Genomic DNA, 22,258 nt, shown 5'->3' on the forward strand with positions numbered 1-22,258 from the left:
CTTATTTTCCCTATCTATTTACAAGTAATCATTATTCGTATAAAATGTAAAAAGTGTTAAAATTTTTAATATATTTACAGGGGGAAATGGTATGTCTTTATGGAAAAAAAGTACTAACATTGCTTTGTCTTTCTTGTTAGTATTTTCATTTGTAGGAAGTGCTTCTGCTACAACTACAGTCAATCAACTTGGATTAGACGACGATCAACTTGCATTAGAGGAGGCAGCTCTCAATAATCAATTAATCTCGAAAGAAACAGAAGAAGATTTAATTGAAATTTTTTCGGCTATCGAAACCCTTCCTGATGAAGTGGTTGAAGACGGAACAGAGGCTGTAGTTGAATACTTAGATGAACAAATTAGTAGTGATATTAACTTAGAACAAGACGGTGACGTGGTTGCGTTTGGCGCATGGGCTTGCTCAAATGCAATTGGTTTGGCGTTACTAACTAATGTCCTTCCAATCGCAAAAATCACAAAAATTAAAGAAGTAATTAAAAGTGCTGGTGGAGCGGTAACTTTTGCGAAAACGTTAGTGAACAGTTACAATTCAGCACGTAAATTCAATCGAACAAAATCATATGCTATAAAATTTGCAGTAAAAGAAGCATCTAAAAAAGCAGCTCCTGATGCAATTTCAGCAGCGCTTGGCTTTTTTAATATTTCTAATGTCGCTGAAGCTTGTTTCGAATAATATAATGCCATTAGCTAGGAATTTTTCTAGGTAATGGCTTCTTTTTATTTATATTTATTATATTAAATATAGATTAATTTACATGTGTAAAAAAAGGCATGCAGTTTTTTGCTTAAAATTATCACTACTTAAGATATTGCAGTCTACATTTACAATGAGCTTCTTAGTGATTCCCCATAAAGATAATGAATAGAATTGTGTTTTAATTTTATCAATATTATGTAAATCGTTTCTTTTAAAATAATGTGTTATATCTATTTTCGATTCACCACAAAAAGGATGTATATTATGACTAAAAAAATAATTATATTATTAGGGATTACTAGTTTTGTAGCAATAATATTTTTAAAAAATAGTTTTCCTTATGAAAAGGAAAAGAATCAATCTCCCCAAAATAATCAATGGAGTATGGATGAAATAAAAATTGACTCTATTCATCAGAACTACAAGTTATTTGGAAAAGGGGTGTCAATTGCTATACTAGACACCGGTATTGACTCTTCACATAAAGATCTGAATATTAAATATAGTTATAGTTTGGTTGAAAAAACCGTTGGAGATGATGACAATGGCCATGGTACAAACATGGCTGGAATTATAAATGCACAGATAAATTCAATTGGAATCACTGGTATAGCTCCACTTGCCGATATTTATTCTATAAAAGTACTAGATAAAATGAAAAGCGGTTCGTACTCCACAGTCATTGAAGGTATTGAATGGGCAATAGCAAACGAAATCGACATAATTTTAATGAGTTTAGGTTCAACTAGTTCAGACCTAGGACTTGAAAACAAAATAAAGGAAGCTCATGATTCTGGGATAGTAATTGTATCTGCAGTTGGGAATTATGGTTATGAAGGGGAGGGAGAACATGTTGCGTATCCTGCAAAATACTCTTCAGTGATTTCTGTAGGTGCCACTACGAAAGAAAACAGTCGTTGGTTTAATTCTAGTCAAGGATCAGAAATTGACGTCATGGCACCAGGTGAAGATATATTAACTACAGCTCTTCAGAACAAATATAGTTACGTAGACGGAACGTCTGTAGCTGCTGCTTTCGTCACCGGTGGTATCGCATTATTATTAGAGAGCGACCCTTTACTTTCTCCTGATGAATTAAAGCTTTTATTGAAACGAACTGCTAATCCTCTTGGTAATGAACAAGAATACGGAAGTGGATTAATAAACCTTGAAGCTGCTATAAAATCTATTACTTCTAAAAAGTGAATATAATGTAACGATAACTCGATATAACAATTCATTAGCTAAGTAAATGAGAGATTGTTGCGACTATAGAACTTGACGATTTAGGAACATCATTCAAACGAATGGTGTTTTTGTTTTGATCCACTTAGTGGATTCTGAGCAATTTAAAGTTGATTAGAAAAATCAGCTTACTTGAATGCAACGTTCAGGGTATCATTTAATAAAATCGTCATTGTGTTAAAAGGGGGTTCATCATGTATACAATTGACGAAGCGTTTGAAATCTTATCGAAGAACAAACTCACAAGCCATAAGGAGGCGGTTCGCAACTGGGTGCGAAAAGGCGTGATCCAGGCAGAACTGCTCGAGTCGCGTAAAAAAGGTTATCGGATCAGTGAAGAGGCGCTTGAACAGTTCATCAAAGGAAGGATGCCGGAAGGGTGGGAGCTGTATCCAGAGTCGGTGACAGGAGATGCTCGGGATGTCGTCAAGAATGAAGAAGAGGCCCAGTATCACGTCGAAGTCGATGTAGAAATGATTAGAGAGCAAGTCCGCGAGGAAATGTGGTACGAGCTTCTTGGTAAATTCGTCTTCGAGGACTAATTCGTCTTGAAGAAATCGGAGGTCAAGGTTGCCGTCGAGCATATGCGCTATTCAAAAGAGTTTGAAGCCGAGGTGTGGGACCGTTGCTCGAAGTATACGTGGGGTTATGCGACACCTCGAGTCCCATACCTGCTCGGTTATTTTATGTTCGAAGGAGAGCGGATACCCTTCGACAAAGATTTCGTGGGGAGAAATGAATTAATCATCCACGCGTTGATCGAGAAAATTCAGCTCGATAAAGTGAATCGACAGCGTAAATGAACATAAAAAAGACATTCTCTTAAAAATAGAGGATGTCTTTTTATGCAATCATCATTGCTTAAATTTTAGTTTAAAATCACTCTCCGACCATTCCATCATTGTCGTTATCACGCATAGGGATAAAGCTAATGGTCGCTCATGATCGGCATCGTAAAACCGGCGTCTTTCGCCTCTTAGATCGTCACCTGACCGTTGCCATTCGTATCTAGGCTCGAGATATCATCTGTCGCCTCGGGTCGGTTCACTTTTTGTGAGACCCAGTGCTTCGTTCACTTCATTCGGGTCATGTTGTCGAACGAGTCGATGACGACATTTTCCTCTGACAGTGTAGGTGTACTCATAGTGTGACGGGATAGGTGATGATCGCCTCGCGGTACCCGGACAAGTCCCCTCCATCAACGTCAATCAGTTTGTAGCCAGAGAACAAGCCGGTATTTGGATTGATCGTTGTTTCTTTCGTCTCAATGTTTTCCTCGGTCGTAAGTATTTTTTCTGTGTTCTCTACTGTAGAGGAACTGCTCCCGTAGGAACATCAGGCAAATAAAGGAATGGCTTGAGGTACGGCTGAATAAGTGGAATTCATTTCCTTTCTCTTTGAATGAATAGCTTCAGTATTACTAAATCTTTTATTTATCTGACTGTGAATCCAAGTTGTTTGAGACTCGTGTATATCCAAGTTTCATCATTGAGTACCTATGTTCGTTTGCTTACTCATCAAATATAAAAGAACATTGATAAAAAGATGAGTTAATGGACAATAAAGACAAAATGAAAAGGACTATGTAAAGCCCTTTTCATTTTTTGTGAAAAGGTAAACAAATATGTCTTTTTAATGTTGGTTAATCCGACACAATATGAATATGTAATTAACTTTAAAGGGGTTCGCAATACGTATTTTAAACAACTCGTAAAAAGATATTGTAAATTGAGATTAAATACGGATAGCTTTTCCTATGTATGTGATATCGCCCAAAAACTTAAAGAGTTCTTTAATTTCTTGGACATGAATTTTAAACACGTTCAGAGAATAAACCAATTAACGAGAATGGAAATTGAAGCATATTTAAGCGAATTAAATATGATGGGGATAAAGCCTAGCACAATAAATGGGAGGATCTCTATATTGGAAGGACTATTTAGTACCCTTCTAAGGCTAGAATGGAATGATATTCCTTCCAAGGTGTTAATCTATCCAGAAGACTATCCCAAAATACCGAGAGCAAAACCTCGTTTTATAGATGAATACGTTCTGGAGCAATTGAACAGTCATCTTGATAAATTACCCGAATATATAGCTACGATGACTATGATAGTCCAAGAATGTGGGATGAGGATAAGCGAATTGTGCACCTTGAAAAAAGGTTGTCTATTAGAGGACAAAGATGGAGATTACTTTTTAAAGTATTATCAATGGAAAATGAAAAAGGAGCATATAGTTCCAATATCAAAAGAGGTAGCTTTATTGATTAAAGTTCGGGAAGATAAAGTTTCATGGGAGTTTCCAGATAGTGAATACCTCTTTCCAAGAAAAGATGGATCGCCATTAAAACAAGAAACATTTAGAGACGAGTTAAACAAATTAGCTTATGAGCAAAAAATAGTCGATAAATCAGGCGAGATTTATAGATTCCATGCCCATGCCTTTCGCCATACAGTAGGAACAAGAATGATTAATAACGGAGTACCGCAGCATATTGTACAAAAGTTTTTGGGTCATGAAAGTCCTGAAATGACAAGCAGATATGCTCATATTTTTGATGAAACCCTTAAAGCTGAATTTACAAAATTCAAAGAAAAACTGGTAACTAATAATGGAGATATAATTGAGTTAGATAATGACAATGAAGTCGATGATGTTGATCTTCAATGGTTCAAGAAAAATATTAATGCACAAGTTCTTCCAAATGGTTATTGCCGATTACCAGTAATAGCAGGTTCTTGTCCACACGCCAATGCTTGTTTAGATTGTACTCATTTTTGTACAAGTAAGCAGTTTTTATCGCAGCATGAGGAACAGTTAAATCGTACTGAGGAGTTATTGGCAGTCGCTAAGGAAAAGCAATGGCAAAGGCAAATAGAGACTAATAACCGTGTTAAAGAGCGACTAGAGCAAATAATTGGCAGCCTGAAGGGGATTAGTTAGATGGTTAAACAGGTACGAAATACAGAGGAAATTGTGCGTTTGGCAAAGCAAAAGTCCAGGCGGACTAGAGAAAATGTAGACAAGGTTATCTCTAAACTATCGCTTGAAGGTAAGACTATTAATTTTAACACAGTTGCAAAGGAAGCTAATGTTTCTAAATCATGGCTTTATAAGGAACATGATATTAGGCAAAGGATTGAATCTCTCCGAAAACAGCAAAAAACAGAAAATGTAATATCAAAACCCAAGAAAAGCTCCCGTTCTGAAGAAGTCCTTATTAAAACCTTAAAAACAAGAGTAAAGGAATTAGAAGAGGAAAATATAAGATTAAGGAACCAGATCCAAAAATTATACGGAGATTTGTACATTAGAGAATAGTTAATCTATGAGTTTCACCAACTTGTGCTTTGAACTTTGAAGTGTTAAAATTAATATACTATTAATCGAAAGGAGAGATGGGTGGACAATGAAGAACTAATCTAATTTTTAACAAATGAAATAGTATATTTCAGTTTAAAAACTTAGGATTAGTCTGCCCATTTTTCCATATACTAAATAAATGTAAGACTGAATAGCTAAAAAGGCTAAATAGTTTTATTTGAGTCCTTAAAAAGTGACATGACTAATCCTTCCAACATTATTTGGGAGGATTTTTTATTTCTCCCTGAATCAAAATAAAGAAAGAAGGAATCGAATTGTTAAAACAAAAGGAACTAATGGCAAGGGTTAAGGAACTTGTCCAGTCAGATGAACGAATATCTGCTTGTATGATGTATGGCTCTTTTACAAAAGGAGAGGGAGATCAATACTCTGATATAGAATATTACGTTTTTCTAAAAGATGATACAATTTCCACCTTTGATTCAGCAAAATGGCTAAATGAAGTCGCTTCCTACACTTTACTCTATCAAAATGAGTACGGTACGGAAGTAGTAATTTTTGAAAATCTAATACGTGGTGAATTTCATTTCCTTTCCGAAAACGAAATGAATATTATTCCTTCATTCAAAGAATCAGGCTACATTCCTGACACAAAAGCAATGTTTATTTATGATGAAACAGGACAACTAGAATTGTATTTATCAGAGTTGGAAGGTCCGGGACCAAATAGACTTACAGAAGAAAACGTAAATTTTTTATTGAATAATTTTTCCAACCTATGGTTAATGGGGATTAATGTTCTTAAAAGAGGGGAAAATGCACGTTCACTGGAACTTTTATCTCAATTACAAAAAAATATACTACAACTCATTCGAATTGCGGAAGAAAATGCCGATAATTGGTTTAATATGACAAAGAATCTTGAAAAAGAAATTAGTCCTGAAAACTATGAAAAGTTTAAAAAGACTACTGCCCGATTAAATGAATTAGAACTATATGAAGCCTATAAGAACTCTTTGCTTCTCGTTATGGAACTTCGAAATCTCGTTGAAAAACAGTATCAATTAACCATTAGCGATGATTTTTTAGGCAAACTGTTTAATTATATGAACGAATAAATAAAAAGCCTGTATCTCAAGTGATAACTAAGATACAGGCTTTAATTGTTATTTACTTTAAATACATGTTCTCAAAGTGAAAGTATTGATTTTAATGGATTTTTAATAGTTTACTCTTGATAAGTCTGCAGCCCGAGCCGAGAGGACATCCTCGTCTCCGAACGGTTACATGAGGCGGGCGACCTCATCGGCATCCCGGTGCTCGACCATCTCATCCTCGGTGCGGACGAGTCATATGTCAGCATGAAACAGCGAGGTTACATGGGTTGAATGGAATGGGGCCGGGGGACCGGTCCTAATCCGTCCGGTAAGGGCAAGGAGGAAAAACATACGTTTTTCTTTGACGGGATCGGCGACTCGCGTGGCTCGCGCCTGGATCCAGAATTCGGATCCGGGAAAAGGAATGTTTTCGCGTGGCGAAAACAAATGGTTTTGGTGAGAAGTCAAAGGCATAAAGAAGTCACGTTGCTCTGTTTTTTCATGAATGTGTATTTGAGATGTTTGGATTGATGGAAAATGAGTGCTTGTTTGGTGAAAATGATCGTTTTTCCTACGTAAGCCCTGGGCTTGTTTCAAACAAGCCTAGGGCTTATATGAAACAAGCCGAGATGTCGAGCGGTCATATTCAAGGTATCGTTGAGCTATCAACAGGAGAGGATGATTCAAATGAGTCACACATTGGACCAGCAAACGATCAAAGAGATGAAAGAGGTATTGCTTAGAAGACTTCCTGAACGGATGGACATCGATCCTGAAGCCTTCGAGTTAGTAAGCATGGATATCCTTTGTGAGGTGAAAGAAGGAGAACGTTTAAAACAAATGACGGTCTTCTTCAATACGAACACGCTTCAAGTACATAACTGATTGTTTCAAAATGTATACATGTATACTTGTAGATTTGTATACATGTATACATTTTTATTTAGTGAGTCTTTGAACGAAGCGTGAATCGCATAAGTATCGGGAATTGGTCTATAAAAACTGAAAGGGTGAGACGTGGTGGACGAGCGGCTACTTGATGACTATGCGTTCGATGGATTGGATCCGTTCGTCCGGACCGTGTTCTCGGAACTGATGGAACATCCCGAGTGGCTACGTGTCGTCGACAGGGAACATTGCGTCGAGAAGGTCGTCCGGTTCGATGAAGAACGGAACTCGCCTTACTTCCGCGTGGTGATCTATCTGGATGCGGAAGAGTGTCCGATCAAGAGCGTATATCTATATGGGACATGGGTGATGGCGAAGGGGGACGTCAGTTTCGTCGTCTCAGAGCTATCCAAAGGTGTATTCGAATATGAGGTGATGCATGTCCATTGGCTCACCAAGTATCGCTTTGAGGATTGGGGCGTGTCTGAAGACAGGGCATGGGAGAAGGAGTGGTGATTCGGGCTCATGCGTGAGCGTCTAACGCCTTAGGGCGAAGTCGCTCATCGCACCGCTGCCCCCCTGACGGTCCGATAACAAGAGCTGCTGGCTCATAAGCCGCATCTCTATGTTCCTGGTCCTTTCTAACGGGAGGCACGGAGCGTAAAACAAAGTTCAAAGCGTGAATATGTCTCAAGTTAGGATCAGAGTATTTTTTTCTTTGAAAAACAGTTCTAATGGCCTGGTTTTAGTTTACGAGATAGAACTTCAGGTTCATTTACAGTAAAATTCAAAAGATATAAAATTTTGGATATGGTAATAAAATCTAAAGGGTTTTTCCTTTGGTTTAATTTCCAAAAAAAAACACGAGGGGAATATGAGTAAGATTAATCTTAAGAAATCACATTTTGTCACCACTTCTTTATTAACTTCAGTATTTGTGTTATCAAGCTTTACAAGTGGATTTGCTGAATCAAATGATTCAAACTTTTCTCAAGAAGGAAAAGTAGAAAAAGCTGTATATTTCGTTGATGGTGTAACTTACGATATCCCTGAGGAACAATATAGTAATTTTTTCAATGAGAACGGGATTACTGAACTACCGTATGATCCAGCCTTGAACCCGGAAGAAGAAAATGAAAGTAAGTTAAAATCTAATAATAAAAATAAAAAAGGTTTTGGTACTTATGCCTATGCATGTGTTGCTGGAGACGAATATAGCGCTACAAGATCATCAGCCGCATTTAAGTTAGGTAAGTCAGGACATCGAGTAATTAATAAAACTAGCTCAAATTTAACGCAAACGTCTAAACTAGATAGTAGCTTTACTATTTCAGGTAAGTTGTCTATTACAGCTGGCGTTAGTACTGCAGTTGTGAAAAAAGAAATTGGAATTGATGTAACTGTAGGAAATACATGGACAACGGGAGAAGCTACTAAAGTTACAGTTCGACCAGGAGACTGGGGATGGATAGATTATGGTAGTCACTATGAGACTTGGAAAGGAAGTTATTATTATTTATCAGGAACATGTACTAAGAGCAATATAAGATCTTTAACATCTGAAGGTCCTAAATACAAAGCAATCGTAGCGAAAAGTGCAAAGTATCCTTATTAATTTATATTTTGAAGGGATAAGATCCTAATGAAATTTAAAATGTTATTCACTTGCTCATTACTCCTTCTATTGGGTATCACTGTCGGATGTATCGAAAAAACAGAGTCCTTAGTAGATAATTCTTCAGTCGAATCAACACCTAAGGCTGATATTCCAAATAAAAAAGTGAAAAGTGCAGAAGTGCTTGAGGTTTCTGAAAATACTTTAACACCTGCTGAAGCAGTTACACAACAATTTAAGGTCAACTTCGAAGACGGTAGTCATCTTTTTCCAAAAAAGGAAGATTTAGTTTTTGAAACGATTTTAGGGGAAAATGCAATTACTACTTTCCGTTCTCCAGAAGGGGAAAATCATTACGCTACATTCATCTATACGCGAGACCATAATTGGACAATGAATGGACTGATGAGATTTTTCGTAGATGAATCTTCAACTTTAGATTCAAAAGGTCTAAAGTTACCTATGGATGACTTTAGTGTGCAATATTTGCAAATCCCTGAAGATAGTCTTAGTAGAGAAGTATGGGCTTTTTATGATGAAAAACATGTCATTACGGTATCAAGAATGGATGCTTATTCATTCAGTAACCCTTCAGACACAACTGAAATCAGCCTAGAAAATGGTAATGAAGCTTTTGTTGTTTCAAACTCAAAAGAGTCTTTCGTATTTTATTACGATACTGACAAATTAATTATTGTATCGGGTAACATTGAAGCAAGTAAGTTAGTTGAACTCACAAATTCATTACCGCCAGCTGATTCGGCAGATTTTCCATCTTCAGAGTCTGGAAAAATTGAAAATCTCTAAACGATAGAATATAAAAAATCTATCTTAAACGGTTTAAGTCTTTAATTCTACATTTTGTACACCGTTTAATCATTTTTAGAAACAAGAAACACCATTCGGCCGAATGGTGTTTTTGGTTAGATTCAGTCAGTAATTTGTGATCAATTCGAAGCCAAAAAAAGAAATATGCTTACTTTAAAACAATGATTATGGCATTATTTAATAAAATCATCATTGTGTTAAAAAGAGGTTTACCATGTATACAATTGACGAAGCATTTGAAATCTTATCGAAGAATAAGCTCACAAGCCATAAGGAGACGGTCCGCAACTGGGTACGAAAAGGCGTGATCCAGGCAGAGCCGCTCGAGTCGCGTAAAAAGGGATATCGGATCAGTGAGGAGGCGCTCGAACAGTTCATCAAAGAACGGATGCCTGACGGGTGGGAGTTGTATCCGGAGTCGGTGACAGGAAATGCAAGGGATGTCGTCAAAAATGAGGATGAAGCGCCGTATCATGCCGAAATCGATATAGAAGCGATCAAAGAGCAGGGGCGTATCGAGATGTGGAATCGAGTGGCCGGTCGTTGGCTATGGGAAGGTCATCTTGAAATCACACGGACGATGATACGAAATGCGATCGAGCACAGAGGTCATTCAAAAGAGTTCGGGCAGTTCGTCTGGGAACGATGTCTCAAGGACAGCGCACCGCGTAAAAGACCACGGGTCCTTTACTTAGTCGATGCGTTTCTATTCGAAGGGGAGCGGGTGCCGTTTGATCAGGATTTTGGCATCAAAGAAGAACAAATCATGCATGCGTTGATTGAGCATGTCAGGGTGAAGAAGAGAAGAGGTATGTATAAAAATGAAGCGGATAGCAGATGATAGTTGTAGCATGATAGACGATTGGATGATATTTGTGAAGGCACAACTTATTTAGCGAAGAGGGTGATGCCTTGCAATCTATAATCAGCGGACACTTATTAAAAATGTCCAACTCTCCAGTATGGTTAACAAATCATATAAGCAAATTAAGAAGGGATGTAACACTGAGTCGTCAGTGTACACCCCTTTTACAATGATGAATGTGTTAAATAGAGTTTTTAAGTATACCTATCAAAAACGATCTCGATATTGATTTCGCATAGCATCAAGTTTCTGTTTCTTCACTTCAGGGTCGGTGGTGAATCGATAGGTACTTCCCTCATATATCCAGGTCTCATCAAAAATGATGCCGTTCATGATAGGGCGATACGGCATGGCGCGACAGAAGGTGTGACCTTTCAAAAACTTTGCGGCTTCCTGAATCGTCGCACACTCTTTCAATTCTTCCCCGTCTTTAAAGATCAAAACAGGCTTCTCCCTTCTGTTCTCTGCTTTTGGTGTCCGAAAGTACATGCTAAACGCCTCCTTTAATGCGAAAAACCTGTATGTATTTTTTATATGGTGATATGTGAAATGTTGAAGCTATTTAACAGATATCATTTTATAATGAGACTATGTTGAATAATTTTACAATAAATTCATATGAGGTGATAGAGAATGAATAAATTGATCAAGATTGGGAGTGCCGTTCTATTTAGTGGAGCGCTATTGGTGTCGCCATACGGGGAGGCATCGGCCGCTGCGAGCATCAAAGTCCATTACATCGATGTCGGGCAAGGAGATGCTATCTATATCAAGATGCCGAGCGGTGAGGACGTCATCATCGACGGGGGGAACAAAGGAAAGGGCGATGCTATCGTCGCCTACCTCAAAAAGCAAAAAGTCGACGATATCGAGGTATTGATCTCGACGCATCCGGATGCGGATCATATCGGTGGATTGGATGAGATTCTAGACGCCTATCGTGTCGAGAACGTCTATGCACCAAAAGTGAAGCATACGACCCAGGCCTATAAAGACTTCCTTCAAGCCGTCAAACGGGAAGGCAAGACCATCAAAACGGCACAGGCCGGAGTGAAATTACCTATCAAAGGTGTCAGTGCGAAGTTCGTGGGCCCGGTCAAATCCTACTCGAACAGTGACTTGAACAACTGGAGTGCAGTCCTTCATGTCACGTACAAGAAGAACACGTTCTTGTTCACGGGAGACGCGGAACACGTTTCTGAGAAGGACATGATGGCGAAGAAACAGACGCTCCGTGCAGATGTCTTAAAGGTGGGGCATCACGGTGCCAAGACATCGACGAGCAGCACGTTCCTGAACACGGTCAAACCGAAGCATGCCATCATCAGTGTGGGGAAGAACAGCTACGGGCACCCGACGTCCGAAGTAGTGACGAACTTGAAACGCCAGAAGGTGAACACACTTCGCACAGACAAGAACGGCACAATCATCATCACGGGGAACGGTTCTAGTTACGCCGTGAAGAAGTCAAAATGAAGCGACGCAGAGGGATTATCGACCGGTTTGAAGGAGATCTGGCTGTCGTCGAATTTGGAGAAGTGATGGAGGATATCCCAAAGTCACGGCTCCCTGACGTGGTTCAACCTGGGGACGTGCTGTGGTTTTACGAAAATGGACGAGTTGAAGTAGACGTAGAGGAAAGGCAACGATTATCGAAAGAAATTGATGAGTTGATGGATGAGCTTTGGGAAGATTAAAAACGAGTATCAATTATTTGTGATTATATTTTTTAAAACTTACAAATCAGTATTTAATAAAGACAAATCGGCAAAAAAATTTATCTAAATATAAAGCTCGATTGACATTGAATAAAAACTGATATAAAGTCAACAGCATAATATTCACTAGGAGGATTGTTAAGAATGATGCACGCCGGGAGATTACGCCACCACACTTTGAACAATGGCTAATTGAATATGTTCAAAGGCTCTGTTTTCATAAAACAGAGTAAATGGGAGTAGTCTGCACATTTTTATCAATCTTTGACGAAGAAACCACACACTTACAAACATAGCAGATTTACAACTCTTTTTGCCGTGTCCTTTTATTTTTGATAATGGACGCTTCTTAGTTGTAGCTCATTTACTCCTGATCACAGACACCGTTTTGTCTGTGATTTTTTTATGACTTCATTTAGTTAAGTCTAATTAGAAAAGATTGAAATGAAAAAGTATTAAAAATGCATACATTTCACTTGCTTATCGCACAACATAAAAATTGGAGGAACAAATCATGAACGAATTTAAACGGCTTGCAAAAAATAAAGGATTAGATGTGTTAGAGAATAGCATTATGGTAAATGAATCGGGTGTTGATTTTCAGGTTGCTTATGCAAAAGATACGCTTGGTAGCAAGTGGATACTAAGAATTCCTCGAAGATTAGATTCGATGAGGAGCGCCTTGAAAGAAAAGATGGCACTAGAAATTATGGAAGAACATGTGAGTTTTCAAGTTCCAAATTGGTCGATTTTTGATGATGAACTAATTGCGTATAAGCAATTAGATGGTGTTCCGGTTGCAACAATTGATGTAGAGCAACAAGATTACATCTGGAGTTTTGACAAAGAGAATACACCACAATCTTACTATCAGTCATTAGGTAAAGTGTTGGCAGAACTACACACATTACCACATCGACACTTCAAAGAAATCGGTATCAAAACTCTATATGCTAGAGATTTAAAGAGTTCAATGAAGATACGGATGGAGAAGGTGAGACAGAAGTATCATGTGAATTCAGAGCTATGGGAGCGTTGGCAAGAATGGTTGGCGAATGATTCGCTATGGCCATCGCATGTAGGTGTAAGCCACGGGGATTTACACCCTGGCCACATACTAATAAATAAGAATTTTGAGGTCTCTGGTTTGATAGATTGGACAGAAATTAGTATTGCGGACACATCTGTGGATTTTCTATCACATCTATTACTGTTTGGTAAGGATGGTTTGACAAAGTTACTCGATGCTTACGACAATGCAGGCGGAAGAACATGGTCAAGAATGGATGAGCATATAATTGAGTTGTTAACAACCAGCGCAATAACTGTAGCTGAATTCGCAGAGATATCTGACCTACAAGATATGCGTGAAACAGCTGCTCATATGCTTGCACAAAATGTATGAGGTAAAAATGGCAGCCTCTGAAATTGAAAAGGGTATGAATTTTTAAATCATCATACCCACGAATGTCACCAGAGTCTTTCGAGGTTAAACAATGAAATTCTTGAAAGGGACTTTTGTTCTTCATCTAACAACACGTCATGCCAGTGATTTTCAAGCGATTTCAGGACCGGTCTCTCCAAACAATTGGTTTTTTCAAGATGGTGTAAAGGATGCACGGTTCTTTCAGGGTCGAAGTGACCACTGATCAAAGGTTGATTGGGTAGCGCGACAGTGTAGGCAACGAGTGCATCTTCATTAAAGTCATGACTATTTGCGATACCGAACTGTTGAAACCCGAATCCTTTACCATGAATATACATGAGCGGCTCATCGACGCGATCCATCTTCAGGTTCGTCTCGATGACCGCTTCTGCATTTAGATAGGATTCCACTTCTTCGGGAAACACACTTTGTACGGCGTGAACCCGTTCGTAGAGTGTGAGGTCGGAGTCTTTCCATCCCATACGCCAACCTAGTTGCTCGATATATTCAAGTGGAGTCTGTTCCTTTTCTTGCTCCAACGCGCGTACCTTTTCTAAGTGTGACTCGATATGATCAAGGAAGGTCGCGGATGTCTGATGGACTTCTTGCAACAGCTGTTCCTTGTCGAGGAGTTCTTTGTCTTTCGTCCAACCGGCCAAATAAGAGAGCGAGAAGTCGTCCGTCGGGAACCCGAGCTGATGTGAGACGACGTAGGCGACCATCTCGGCCTGGAACTCCTTCTCGGGTGCCGTAAGCGGTTGATCGCGTTCAAAATTCCGTTCCTGATTGTGTAGCTCCGCGTGAGCGAGCTCGTGGATCAGGACGCTGATGTCCTCGATGGATGTGTTCCGTGGATTCAAGGCGATCGCATGTAGCTCCGGATAGTAACAACCCTTCGCCGTCCCAATCTCGTCGAGCGGTTCCTCCAATAGCGTCACATTCCGGACATCCGCGAGCGTCGTCAAGGCGTCACGGATGTCTTGTTCGTTTTCCATCCCGCCGTCCCGGTGATACCGTTTGAAGATGTCCGAGACCTCAATCCCTTTGTCGCGCGCGTCGGTCTGCGTGTACTCGAACACGTGACCGATCTTGAAGTACATCATCTTACGTGACGGGATGCGTCCTTGTTTCACGCCTTCCTTGATCGGCTTCGGTGCCTTGCTGAGCGGTACCCATTCATCTTTGTGCAAGGCATACGTCACTGGACTTGGGACGAATACCTTGATGCCACGCTCACCTTTTTGGACCTGTGCGCCTTGTTTCTCCCAAAACCGATAAGAGCCGACGGCGACCGCGCCGGGGAACTGGGACTCGATTAAGACCGCGTTCCGGATCGAGTATTGATGAAACTTGCCGAGGAAACGTAGATGTTCCCGAATCTTTTCCGGACTCTCAAAGTAGCCGTCAATCTGTTTTCCCATTTGTTCCGTCAAGGCCTCGAGCTCGGCCTTCCGTTCTTCGTTCGTCTTCATCTTGGCCATCGTGTCAGACTCCTTCCTTCAACAAGTCGGTGACAGATTCATCACTATCCGCAAAATCGTTCAGTTCACGCTCGAGGTGTGGCGACGTTTCCGGGATGTCGAGTAACAGCCGTGTCCGCTCGAAATTGACGGGAAGCAAGACAATCTCGTCTTGCGCGATGGCGGTTAAAAGTTGGTGCTCGGAAACGGACACTGGGATGTCGTACCGTTTTCCATAAATAAGGACCGAGACAGTTTTCTGTTGAAGCGTCAACAGTTGTCCCATCGTAAAGGGACGGTCAAGTGGTCGCATAAGGTTCACCCTCTCTCAAAAGTTAGTGTGTCCTTCTTCTGTTTTTGGTACTCAATGCGTTCCTGGACGACACGTTCCGCCGTTGCGAGGAACGTCGGCTTGAACTGATCCGTCGTCATGATGTCCTCGATGCCCTCGGTCTGCATGAGCGCCTGCAGGAGCTCTGTCAGGATTTGCCCATGACGGTCAGAGCGGTTCGCGGCGAGCCGGATGCGCTCGAGTTCCATCGATATCTGCTTGTTCACAAACTCTTCGATATGACCGGAGACCTGCGTGCTGATTGAGCGGGTGAGGAACTGCATGTCCCACTTCTCGTCAGACAGTTGCTTATGTTCCTCTACTAGATGGTCGATGACCTGGCCGAGATGGCCGAAGCGTTTGTCGTCGACGAACTCCTCTAAATACGTGACCGTCTCCGGCTTCAAACGGAGACGGATCTGTCTCAACTCTTCCATCGTCCTCCCTCACTTTCCATATTCGATGTCCCGCTCCAGCTGTTCGAAAGCACGTTGATTCTTCAAATGTTCGAATTCATCGTTCATGTGCCGCTCGATCCGGTACAGCGATTCGTTGAATAGCTTTTGTTGTTTGAATGCGCGTCGGACCGGATGTTTTGGGGCTCCTTTTTTCTCCAATATCACCTGTTCTTTTGACAAGTTGCGCATCTCTGAGAGGATGGCATTCCCCATCCGGGTGTAGAGGTCCTGTCGTTTCGTCGTCCTATAACGTTCAGCCTTCTCCGTGTCGCCGTAGCTACGACGATGGAACGACACCTCCTGCTCGAGCCGCTCGTTGAAGACTTGGAACTCTGATTTGAAGTGGATGTCGATATAGTGATCGGTCAGACGGTCGAGTGATTCCCGGAGCGGCTGCATGCCGTTCATGTTATAGCGCCATTGACGTTTGTCTTCCGGCAAACGTTCATAGATGTCCTTAAATTGACGGACGAGTTCGGGATGCAGGACACGGTTCGGGAGCGTTGGAATCTTTCGGTTCCGTTTATGGGCGACCAGTTCGTCTCTTATGAACGCATTCAGTTTCTCCTGTTCTTTCGTCCGGTCGGCGAGGGAATGGATGACCTTCGACTTCATCAGCTCGATCGATTTCGGTTTGCGTTTGCCGCGCTCGCGCATGTGGCTCGTCTCGACGATGGCGACATGAATGTGGATATTGTCGGTGTTGTAATGTACGGCACCGGTCCAGTAGGCATGGACCATCTTCTCTTTTTGGAGCATCGAATCGACCGCGTTCCGTGTCGCCTGAATCAACCGCTTCTCGTCGACGAGACCGTCGTGAAGCACACCGGTCTCGCGTAGCCAGGCGTTGTCGAACGAGATGATGTCCTGCCAGAGGATGCTCCCGTTCTCTTGCGCATGCTTGAAGATGTCACGGACGGTGAGGCGCTTTTCATCGTTCAACCGGTCGTCCTCGCGTGTGAACAGACCGCTCGACTTCGTCTCGTCTTCCATATAGTCGTGATACGTCTCGAACTGATCGCGGCTGTCTTTCGCATCCGGTCGATTGATGTAATCGAGGTATGTCGTGTAGCGACGTGACTTCTTTTTTGTGCTCGGCACCTTGAACTTCGATTTGATGACGACACCCGGCGTCTCACGCATCCTGCATCACCTCGTTCAACAACCGAGTCACCCTGGCGAGCTCGTCCGCACTCCGTTTCAGGTGGAGCGTGTTCGCCTCGAGTTGTCGTTCCAGCCGTTCGACCTGCGTCGACTGGATGCCGTTCGCGCACCAAGAGGCGAGCAGTTCTTTCAAATATTGTTGCCTGGAGCGATTGTGTTCCTTCGCCCATTCATCGATCTGTTTCACGATGACGGGGTCTATGTCGCGGAGTAACAGGTCCATCTGCCTGACCACCTTTCTAGAGGCTGTATATTGCCAATGTCCTAAAAGTTCGTTCAAAGAGCATAAGGGGAAACTGCTATCACTTGTCGTGATAGCCCAGGCAGAGCCTGGGGTTTCCGTGATATCACCAAAAGTCCGAAAATGGCACGAAATGTGCCAGTGAAACCAGCGATTTGGCACGAATTGTGCCACTTAAATCGACAGTTCCCTGAGGCGGACGCGCAATTTGTCGTGCTTTTCTTCGAGCGCTGTGACCGACTGTTCGAGTTTCTCGAGTTCCAGTGTGAGCTCGTCGCGCTTCCGGCCGAGGTCGAAGATTTCGTTCTCCTGTTCGACCTGTTCGTCGAGCGAGAGATAGGGAAGTTCGCCTTCGAGCTCCTCTTTGTCACGGTCGAGCCGCTTGATCTGTTGCCGCTGCGCCTCGACCGATTGTTGCGCTTTCTCCAACTGCCACTCGGTCTTCGCGAGCTCGTCCTCGACGAATAGTCTCGTGAAAGTTGTCTCGTCAGATGAACTGTGGCTCGTTTGTTCGATGGTCCGACGATCGGCATAGAGGGACATCAAAAGACTGTTCTCCTGTTCCTCAGGTGTGAGTGTGTCGATTGATTGTGAGTCATCTAATCCGTAAATCCGGACGGCGAGTTGGTCGAAGTCGTTCGGTACGTCTTTCAATTCGAGCACGTATTGATCGTTCCGTTCATACAGCAACGTGACTTCCTTCTCGACATCCGGACGTGCCTTATAGACGTAACGGAAGAGATGATTGTTTGTGTTACCTGGTGTCTCATCGAGTGAGAGGCGGACGCGCATCGTCCGCTTTTCCGTGTCATAACTCCAGGCATGGAGCGTCACAATTTCCCCGTTCGAGAGACGGATTGCCTCGTTGATCGGCGTCTCATTGACCGGTGCCTCCTCGGCAAAGAAGAACGACGAGGTGCCGAAAAAGAGGAAGCCGATGACAAAAAATATCCCAAGTCCGAGGTAGAAGCGGGAGACGTTCTGGGTGAGGCGTCGTCGCGTTTGTCGTCGCATCTAGATCCCTCCTTCAGGTGTCAGGTCTTCCATCGCAGTGACGACCAAACGTCCATCGATGGACTCAAACGTCAGGGCCAACAGTTCTTGAGTCGTCTCTTCATAACCCGTCTCGGTGATCAACAGGTGCTGTTCGAACCGGACGAGGCAATCTTCTCCGGAGAGAGAAGGGAACACCTCGATGTCGCGGACGGTCGTCTCGAACGTGCCGATGTCACTGCCGCCAGCGGCGAAGAGCGTGGCCGCGAGTTCCTCCGACATGACGTCCTTCGCCTGTCGTTTCTGGGTCGTGTAACTGTCTTTCGTGATGGTGAAGGCATACTCGACGAAGCGCGTCGCGCGTGTCGTCAGCTCCTCCATTCGTTCCGTCTCCGTCGAGGCGACGACTGGTTCAGTGTCCGCCGCCGACTCTTCGGAGGTTGCCGGTTCAGGGGGAGCGACACTCGCATTTTTCGTCTCGCTTGCGTCTGAAGTACTCGTGACAGCCGTCACTTGTTGATAGAAAAAGACGTTCGCCGCGATTGAAATCAGGAGCAGCACCCCGAACAGATACGCAAGGTGACGTGCGGTGAAGTTCATTCTTCCTCCTCCTTTCCATACATCCATGACTCAAAAACCGAAGACCGGGGCGGGGTCGATGTGACCAGACCATTCACTTGTCTTGATCTCGAAATGCAGATGGTTCCCGCTCGAACGGCCGGTCGTGCCGCAGTACCCGAGCGCCTGCCCAGCATCGATTTGTTGCCCCGTCTGGACGTCGAGACGACTCAGGTGCGCGTACGCCGTGATGTAGTTGTCGTGTCGGACCTGGACGAGTTTACCGTACGGTCCGCGGTTCCCACTATAGATGACGGTGCCGCTCTTGACCGCGTGGATCGTGTCGGACGGGGTGCAACTGAAGTCGATCCCGGTGTGGTTGTCCCGTTGCCCGAAGACGACACGCCATCCGAAACGCGATGTCACGTTGAGCGGGATGGCGAGCGGGGAACGTAACCCTGACAACAGTTCTTTCGTGATGACCCCGTCGGCGACGGAGACCGGCGCGAGGTATTTCAGCACCGCGTCGACGTACTCGATGTCCCCGTAACAGGCACCGTGCTGGACCGCGCTCGGACGATGACAACGATAGATGCCGGTGTGTTTCACGCGTTGGTACATCATCTGGGAGAACGAGATGGCGAGTTCTTTCGAATAGCGTCCACCGTTCTCCTGGACATAATCGATAAAGCCTCCGCCGAAGTTGTAGCTCTGTAATGTAAGCTGCACGTCACGGTTCGCCCGTTCGAAGACGGACGCGAAATGTTTGACGCCATAGACGATACTTTCTTCGGGCGAGGTGATGCACCCAATCCGTCCACACTTCGATTCGCTCGCCTGCATCGGGTCGTTCCCGTGTCCGCCGCTCTCCTGCATCATGAGCGCGAGCACAAGGTTCGTCTGTTCGGCCAGTCCATGCTTCATCAGTTCCGATTCGACGAGACCACGATATTGGAGCACCTGGTCACTCACCTGTAGACCTCCTGCGGTATTGAACGTGACGTCGGTCGGTTGTTCGTTCTGGACACCCGTGAGCGTGTCGAGGATTCCGACGAGGAGAATGACCAGGAACAAGACGAGTGCCGCGATCCCGAGCAGGATGAGCCGCCACTTGAGCGTCGCGAGCTGCCATTTCGCCGTGATGGCAAAGTGAGCGGTCCGTTTCGCGGCCGCCCACATCAGGCACCTCCACCGAACAGGGCGAGCTCTTCGGGCGCGACGTCGACGTCAAAGATGAGGTTCTGCACGCCCGAGATGCTGAGGACGACACGCCCCGTCTCGAGCGAAGGGATGATCCGCATCTCGGAATTCGAGAGTTGGCCATCAAACACCGTCTGGATGATTGGGATGCTCTCCGCGTCCTGTTCGCCGATGATCTTGTATTGCGTAAGCTGGAAGAGCGACTTGACGTTTTCCGCGTTCTCGGACTTCGATCCGGCCGGTACGAAGTCGGTGATCAGATGCGACACGAAGAAGATGCCGCCGAAGTACTTGCGCGCCTCGCGCATACAGCGTTGTAGGTACAGGATGGCCGGCTGCGCGATGTCGCGCGTGTTAATTAAGTGGTGTGCCTCGTCGATGACGATGAGGTACTTGCATGCTTCTTCCGTCCGGAGCACGCCCTGGTTGTAGGCCTTCAGTTGACTCGATCCGTTGGCGATCATCCCGTCCCACAGCATGTTCATCAAGGAGAACACCTGCGCCTGGAACACCTCGTCCCGTAGGCTCGTCAGGTTTCGGAGCGGGAATGACACGATGAGCTCCTCGTCGAACCGGTCGATGGAGGAGTGCCCGTCGAAGATGTTGCCATAGTTATGGACGAGGTTCGTGACGGCGAGCTCGATGTTCTCGAGGCGCCGCACCCGGTTCGGGCTGATTGCTTCTTTGATCGACGTGCGTGTGTCGTCCGTGTAGAGCTCACGACGGACGAGTTTCAAGAAATCGGAGAACGTCGGGTACCGGTCCGCCGGATGCGTCGTGATGGGCAGTTCACCCTGTTCGTCCCAGAGCCCGTGCCGGACGTACAGATCGCGAAGCAGGATCTCGAACTCGTTCGTCTCTTCTTGCGTCGCCGCCGGGTTGATGTAGTGATAGAACACAGCCATCTTTGAGAGGTGCTGCATGAACGAGAGTGCCTCGTTGGCGTTGCCATCATTGTTCGTCACCGTCTTATAGACATGGAGCGGGTTGATGAGCCCGGCCGACCCGTCGAGCGCAATCTCTTTCCCGCCGAGCTGCCGCACCAGGTCGGAGAACTCGCCCGTGACGTCGAGGATGCGGATCTTATTGCCCTTGATTGCCTGGTCGAGCACGGTCTTTTTGAGGAGCGTCGACTTGCCGGACCCCATCTTGCCGATCATGAGCGCGTTATAGAACTTTCGCTGTTTGTCCTTGTGGAACAGGTCGAAGATGACGCTACCGTTCGTGTCGGTCGTCCCGTAATACGTTCCGGTCGCATCCTGGAGCGACGTGAAATGGAACGGATAACCACCGGCGATGGAGAGGGACGGGATTTCTTTCCCACGGCGCCGGTTCGGAAGCTTTTGTTGTTGGTCATAGCTCGTGAAGAGGCTCTGCCACTCCCATTCCTGTTCGTTCAGGAAGATCGTCGAGCGGAAGTTCCGGGCCTCGAGCTCTTCCATCACTTCTTGTACTTTCACCTCGAGCGCGTCGAGCGTCTTCGCCTTCACATAGAGGCGCAGATGCAGATACTTCATCGTCTCGCCCTGGGTGATCTGTTCGTAGAGTTCGTTCAGTTCCTTATACGTCTCCCGGGCGTCGATGCGGTCGATGTTGTCCTTTGCGTTCTCGAAGCGCGTGTTCTGTTCGGCCATCGACTTGTTGATAGTCTGGATGATCTCCCGCTTGTCGGCCGTCCCGATGTCGAGCGTCGTCAAAACGCCTGGCATGTTTAAGATGGGTTCGAGCCAGTAGTCATAGACGAGCGACTGATATTTATAGACATGGAGACAGGACAGGTAGCCGTCCCCGAGCCGGACGAAGTTGGCGTCGAATCGGATGCCGCCTTGCGGCTGGATCTTGGCAATGACGTCGGGGTTATAGCCTTTCTCGATTTTGACGATCTCCGGGTCCTGTTGTTTGGCCATTTTGTCACGCAGGCGTTGCCACATGTGCGTCACTCCTTTCTTCAGGCGTCGAGTTGCGGTTTCGTGTTCGGGTTGTTCAGTTGATAGAGTACATGGATTTTCTGGTCGAGCGTCAGCTCGCGCATCGGGTTCGAGCGGCGGAGCAGTTTATAGAGGTGTGTCTTCCGTTCGCGTAGCGTCCGCTCGTCGTCGGCATAAAAAAAGAGGAGATAATCGCGA

24 protein-coding genes and 3 pseudogenes are annotated in these 22,258 nt (G+C 44.5%); 16 read left to right on the forward strand and 11 right to left on the reverse strand.

Annotated elements, in window-relative coordinates:
- Positions 1-91: 91 nt before the first annotated feature.
- The 4 genes from KNO69_RS14275 (at position 92) to KNO69_RS14290 (ending at position 2,766) form a co-directional block, all read left to right on the forward strand.
- Entirely contained in the window at positions 92-694 is a 603-nt protein-coding gene (locus KNO69_RS14275; protein ID WP_214818877.1) for a hypothetical protein, read from the forward strand.
- 288 nt (positions 695-982) lie between these two features.
- On the forward strand, positions 983-1,924 hold the full coding sequence (locus KNO69_RS14280) for a S8 family peptidase (protein WP_214818879.1): 942 nt from the start codon (positions 983-985) through the stop codon (positions 1,922-1,924).
- A gap of 233 nt (positions 1,925-2,157) precedes the next feature.
- Entirely contained in the window at positions 2,158-2,505 is a 348-nt protein-coding gene (locus tag KNO69_RS14285) for a helix-turn-helix domain-containing protein (RefSeq protein WP_214818881.1), read from the forward strand.
- A 6-nt stretch (positions 2,506-2,511) separates the two neighbouring features.
- Positions 2,512-2,766 carry a hypothetical protein gene (locus KNO69_RS14290; protein ID WP_214818882.1) on the forward strand — a complete coding sequence of 85 codons (255 nt, stop codon included), beginning with the start codon at positions 2,512-2,514 and terminating at the stop codon, positions 2,764-2,766.
- Between the two features lie 76 nt (positions 2,767-2,842).
- On the opposite strand, the pseudogene KNO69_RS15500 reads toward KNO69_RS14290, so the two are convergent.
- Positions 2,843-3,129: pseudogene (locus KNO69_RS15500) on the reverse strand (DNA/RNA non-specific endonuclease); the annotation flags it as partial.
- 475 nt (positions 3,130-3,604) lie between these two features.
- Between KNO69_RS15500 and KNO69_RS14295 the strand changes: the two are divergent.
- The 9 genes and pseudogenes from KNO69_RS14295 to KNO69_RS14335 all read left to right on the forward strand — a co-directional run.
- Positions 3,605-4,909 (forward strand): annotated as a pseudogene (locus tag KNO69_RS14295) (tyrosine-type recombinase/integrase); the annotation flags it as partial.
- Positions 4,910-5,287: a DUF6262 family protein gene (locus KNO69_RS14300; RefSeq protein WP_002333497.1), complete on the forward strand. Its 378-nt coding sequence runs from the start codon at positions 4,910-4,912 to the stop codon at positions 5,285-5,287. It begins immediately after the preceding pseudogene.
- Positions 5,288-5,604: 317 nt separating this feature from the next.
- Complete coding sequence (gene lnu(G), locus KNO69_RS14305) at positions 5,605-6,408, forward strand: lincosamide nucleotidyltransferase Lnu(G) (protein WP_002333496.1); 804 nt, start codon at positions 5,605-5,607, stop codon at positions 6,406-6,408.
- Positions 6,409-6,546: 138 nt separating this feature from the next.
- Positions 6,547-6,678 (forward strand): annotated as a pseudogene (locus tag KNO69_RS15420) (JAB domain-containing protein); the annotation flags it as partial.
- 396 nt (positions 6,679-7,074) lie between these two features.
- The gene (locus tag KNO69_RS14315; RefSeq protein ID WP_214686153.1) at positions 7,075-7,272 is read left to right on the forward strand and encodes a hypothetical protein; all 198 of its coding nucleotides are present in this window, start codon (positions 7,075-7,077) and stop codon (positions 7,270-7,272) included.
- 135 nt (positions 7,273-7,407) lie between these two features.
- On the forward strand, positions 7,408-7,791 hold the full coding sequence (locus KNO69_RS14320; RefSeq protein ID WP_214818884.1) for a hypothetical protein: 384 nt from the start codon (positions 7,408-7,410) through the stop codon (positions 7,789-7,791).
- Positions 7,792-8,149: 358 nt separating this feature from the next.
- The gene (locus tag KNO69_RS14325; protein WP_214818885.1) at positions 8,150-8,890 is read left to right on the forward strand and encodes a hypothetical protein; all 741 of its coding nucleotides are present in this window, start codon (positions 8,150-8,152) and stop codon (positions 8,888-8,890) included.
- A gap of 27 nt (positions 8,891-8,917) precedes the next feature.
- Positions 8,918-9,697, forward strand: a complete 780-nt coding sequence (locus tag KNO69_RS14330; protein WP_214818886.1) for a hypothetical protein — start codon at positions 8,918-8,920, stop codon at positions 9,695-9,697.
- Between the two features lie 235 nt (positions 9,698-9,932).
- Positions 9,933-10,559, forward strand: coding sequence for a helix-turn-helix domain-containing protein (locus KNO69_RS14335; protein ID WP_214818887.1), 627 nt, complete (start codon positions 9,933-9,935; stop codon positions 10,557-10,559).
- Positions 10,560-10,790: 231 nt separating this feature from the next.
- Here the strand turns inward: KNO69_RS14335 and KNO69_RS14340 are convergent, their stop codons facing one another.
- Positions 10,791-11,072 carry a hypothetical protein gene (locus KNO69_RS14340; protein WP_214818889.1) on the reverse strand — a complete coding sequence of 94 codons (282 nt, stop codon included), beginning with the start codon at positions 11,070-11,072 and terminating at the stop codon, positions 10,791-10,793.
- 144 nt (positions 11,073-11,216) lie between these two features.
- Between KNO69_RS14340 and KNO69_RS14345 the strand changes: the two genes are divergently transcribed.
- From KNO69_RS14345 to mphN, 3 genes are all read left to right on the forward strand, one after another.
- Entirely contained in the window at positions 11,217-12,059 is an 843-nt protein-coding gene (locus KNO69_RS14345; protein WP_214764596.1) for a ComEC/Rec2 family competence protein, read from the forward strand.
- The gene (locus KNO69_RS14350) at positions 12,056-12,280 is read left to right on the forward strand and encodes a DUF3006 domain-containing protein (RefSeq protein WP_214818891.1); all 225 of its coding nucleotides are present in this window, start codon (positions 12,056-12,058) and stop codon (positions 12,278-12,280) included. The genes KNO69_RS14345 and KNO69_RS14350 overlap by 4 nt, the downstream gene beginning before the upstream one ends.
- A gap of 535 nt (positions 12,281-12,815) precedes the next feature.
- On the forward strand, positions 12,816-13,706 hold the full coding sequence (mphN, locus tag KNO69_RS14355; RefSeq protein WP_214818893.1) for a macrolide 2'-phosphotransferase MphN: 891 nt from the start codon (positions 12,816-12,818) through the stop codon (positions 13,704-13,706).
- A 65-nt stretch (positions 13,707-13,771) separates the two neighbouring features.
- On the opposite strand, the gene KNO69_RS14360 is transcribed toward mphN, so the two are convergent.
- The 9 genes from KNO69_RS14360 to KNO69_RS14400 form a co-directional block, all read right to left on the reverse strand.
- On the reverse strand, positions 13,772-15,208 hold the full coding sequence (locus tag KNO69_RS14360; RefSeq protein WP_214818894.1) for an ImmA/IrrE family metallo-endopeptidase: 1,437 nt from the start codon (positions 15,206-15,208) through the stop codon (positions 13,772-13,774).
- 4 nt (positions 15,209-15,212) lie between these two features.
- A complete protein-coding gene (locus KNO69_RS14365) occupies positions 15,213-15,500 on the reverse strand; it encodes a hypothetical protein (protein WP_214818895.1) in 288 nt (95 codons plus the stop codon).
- A gap of 5 nt (positions 15,501-15,505) precedes the next feature.
- Positions 15,506-15,955: a hypothetical protein gene (locus tag KNO69_RS14370; RefSeq protein ID WP_214818896.1), complete on the reverse strand. Its 450-nt coding sequence runs from the start codon at positions 15,953-15,955 to the stop codon at positions 15,506-15,508.
- A gap of 9 nt (positions 15,956-15,964) precedes the next feature.
- Positions 15,965-17,119: a MobP2 family relaxase gene (mobP2, locus tag KNO69_RS14375; RefSeq protein ID WP_214818897.1), complete on the reverse strand. Its 1,155-nt coding sequence runs from the start codon at positions 17,117-17,119 to the stop codon at positions 15,965-15,967.
- Positions 17,112-17,363 carry a hypothetical protein gene (locus KNO69_RS14380; RefSeq protein WP_214818898.1) on the reverse strand — a complete coding sequence of 84 codons (252 nt, stop codon included), beginning with the start codon at positions 17,361-17,363 and terminating at the stop codon, positions 17,112-17,114. The genes mobP2 and KNO69_RS14380 overlap by 8 nt, the downstream gene beginning before the upstream one ends.
- A gap of 192 nt (positions 17,364-17,555) precedes the next feature.
- Entirely contained in the window at positions 17,556-18,395 is an 840-nt protein-coding gene (locus KNO69_RS14385; protein WP_214818899.1) for a hypothetical protein, read from the reverse strand.
- Entirely contained in the window at positions 18,396-18,974 is a 579-nt protein-coding gene (locus tag KNO69_RS14390; RefSeq protein WP_214818901.1) for a hypothetical protein, read from the reverse strand.
- Positions 18,975-19,004: 30 nt separating this feature from the next.
- Positions 19,005-20,111, reverse strand: coding sequence for a lysozyme family protein (locus KNO69_RS14395; RefSeq protein WP_214818902.1), 1,107 nt, complete (start codon positions 20,109-20,111; stop codon positions 19,005-19,007).
- On the reverse strand, positions 20,111-22,063 hold the full coding sequence (locus KNO69_RS14400) for a VirB4 family type IV secretion system protein (RefSeq protein ID WP_214818905.1): 1,953 nt from the start codon (positions 22,061-22,063) through the stop codon (positions 20,111-20,113). Before KNO69_RS14400 ends, KNO69_RS14395 begins: the two co-directional genes overlap by 1 nt.
- Positions 22,064-22,258: the final 195 nt, after the last annotated feature.

Origin of the sequence: Exiguobacterium sp. s131, assembly GCF_018617345.1 — a bacterium.
GTDB classification, from domain to species: domain Bacteria; phylum Bacillota; class Bacilli; order Exiguobacteriales; family Exiguobacteriaceae; genus Exiguobacterium; species Exiguobacterium profundum.

Excerpts from the sequence above, each read along its gene's own strand:
- KNO69_RS14315 (WP_214686153.1), top strand. The coding sequence starts at position 7,075 with ATGAGTCACACATTGGACCAGCAAACGATCAAAGAGATGAAAGAGGTA.
- KNO69_RS14360 (WP_214818894.1), bottom strand. The coding sequence starts at position 15,208 with ATGGCCAAGATGAAGACGAACGAAGAACGGAAGGCCGAGCTCGAGGCC.
- KNO69_RS14285 (WP_214818881.1), top strand. The coding sequence starts at position 2,158 with ATGTATACAATTGACGAAGCGTTTGAAATCTTATCGAAGAACAAACTC.
- KNO69_RS14335 (WP_214818887.1), top strand. The coding sequence starts at position 9,933 with ATGTATACAATTGACGAAGCATTTGAAATCTTATCGAAGAATAAGCTC.
- KNO69_RS14300 (WP_002333497.1), top strand. The coding sequence starts at position 4,910 with ATGGTTAAACAGGTACGAAATACAGAGGAAATTGTGCGTTTGGCAAAG.
- mphN (WP_214818893.1), top strand. The coding sequence starts at position 12,816 with ATGAACGAATTTAAACGGCTTGCAAAAAATAAAGGATTAGATGTGTTA.
- KNO69_RS14280 (WP_214818879.1), top strand. The coding sequence starts at position 983 with ATGACTAAAAAAATAATTATATTATTAGGGATTACTAGTTTTGTAGCA.
- KNO69_RS14385 (WP_214818899.1), bottom strand. The coding sequence starts at position 18,395 with ATGCGACGACAAACGCGACGACGCCTCACCCAGAACGTCTCCCGCTTC.
- KNO69_RS14275 (WP_214818877.1), top strand. The coding sequence starts at position 92 with ATGTCTTTATGGAAAAAAAGTACTAACATTGCTTTGTCTTTCTTGTTA.
- KNO69_RS14325 (WP_214818885.1), top strand. The coding sequence starts at position 8,150 with ATGAGTAAGATTAATCTTAAGAAATCACATTTTGTCACCACTTCTTTA.
- KNO69_RS14330 (WP_214818886.1), top strand. The coding sequence starts at position 8,918 with ATGAAATTTAAAATGTTATTCACTTGCTCATTACTCCTTCTATTGGGT.
- KNO69_RS14380 (WP_214818898.1), bottom strand. The coding sequence starts at position 17,363 with ATGGACCTGTTACTCCGCGACATAGACCCCGTCATCGTGAAACAGATC.
- KNO69_RS14345 (WP_214764596.1), top strand. The coding sequence starts at position 11,217 with ATGAATAAATTGATCAAGATTGGGAGTGCCGTTCTATTTAGTGGAGCG.
- KNO69_RS14370 (WP_214818896.1), bottom strand. The coding sequence starts at position 15,955 with ATGGAAGAGTTGAGACAGATCCGTCTCCGTTTGAAGCCGGAGACGGTC.
- KNO69_RS14340 (WP_214818889.1), bottom strand. The coding sequence starts at position 11,072 with ATGTACTTTCGGACACCAAAAGCAGAGAACAGAAGGGAGAAGCCTGTT.
- KNO69_RS14400 (WP_214818905.1), bottom strand. The coding sequence starts at position 22,063 with ATGTGGCAACGCCTGCGTGACAAAATGGCCAAACAACAGGACCCGGAG.
- KNO69_RS14350 (WP_214818891.1), top strand. The coding sequence starts at position 12,056 with ATGAAGCGACGCAGAGGGATTATCGACCGGTTTGAAGGAGATCTGGCT.
- mobP2 (WP_214818897.1), bottom strand. The coding sequence starts at position 17,119 with ATGCGTGAGACGCCGGGTGTCGTCATCAAATCGAAGTTCAAGGTGCCG.
- KNO69_RS14390 (WP_214818901.1), bottom strand. The coding sequence starts at position 18,974 with ATGAACTTCACCGCACGTCACCTTGCGTATCTGTTCGGGGTGCTGCTC.
- KNO69_RS14395 (WP_214818902.1), bottom strand. The coding sequence starts at position 20,111 with ATGTGGGCGGCCGCGAAACGGACCGCTCACTTTGCCATCACGGCGAAA.
- KNO69_RS14365 (WP_214818895.1), bottom strand. The coding sequence starts at position 15,500 with ATGCGACCACTTGACCGTCCCTTTACGATGGGACAACTGTTGACGCTT.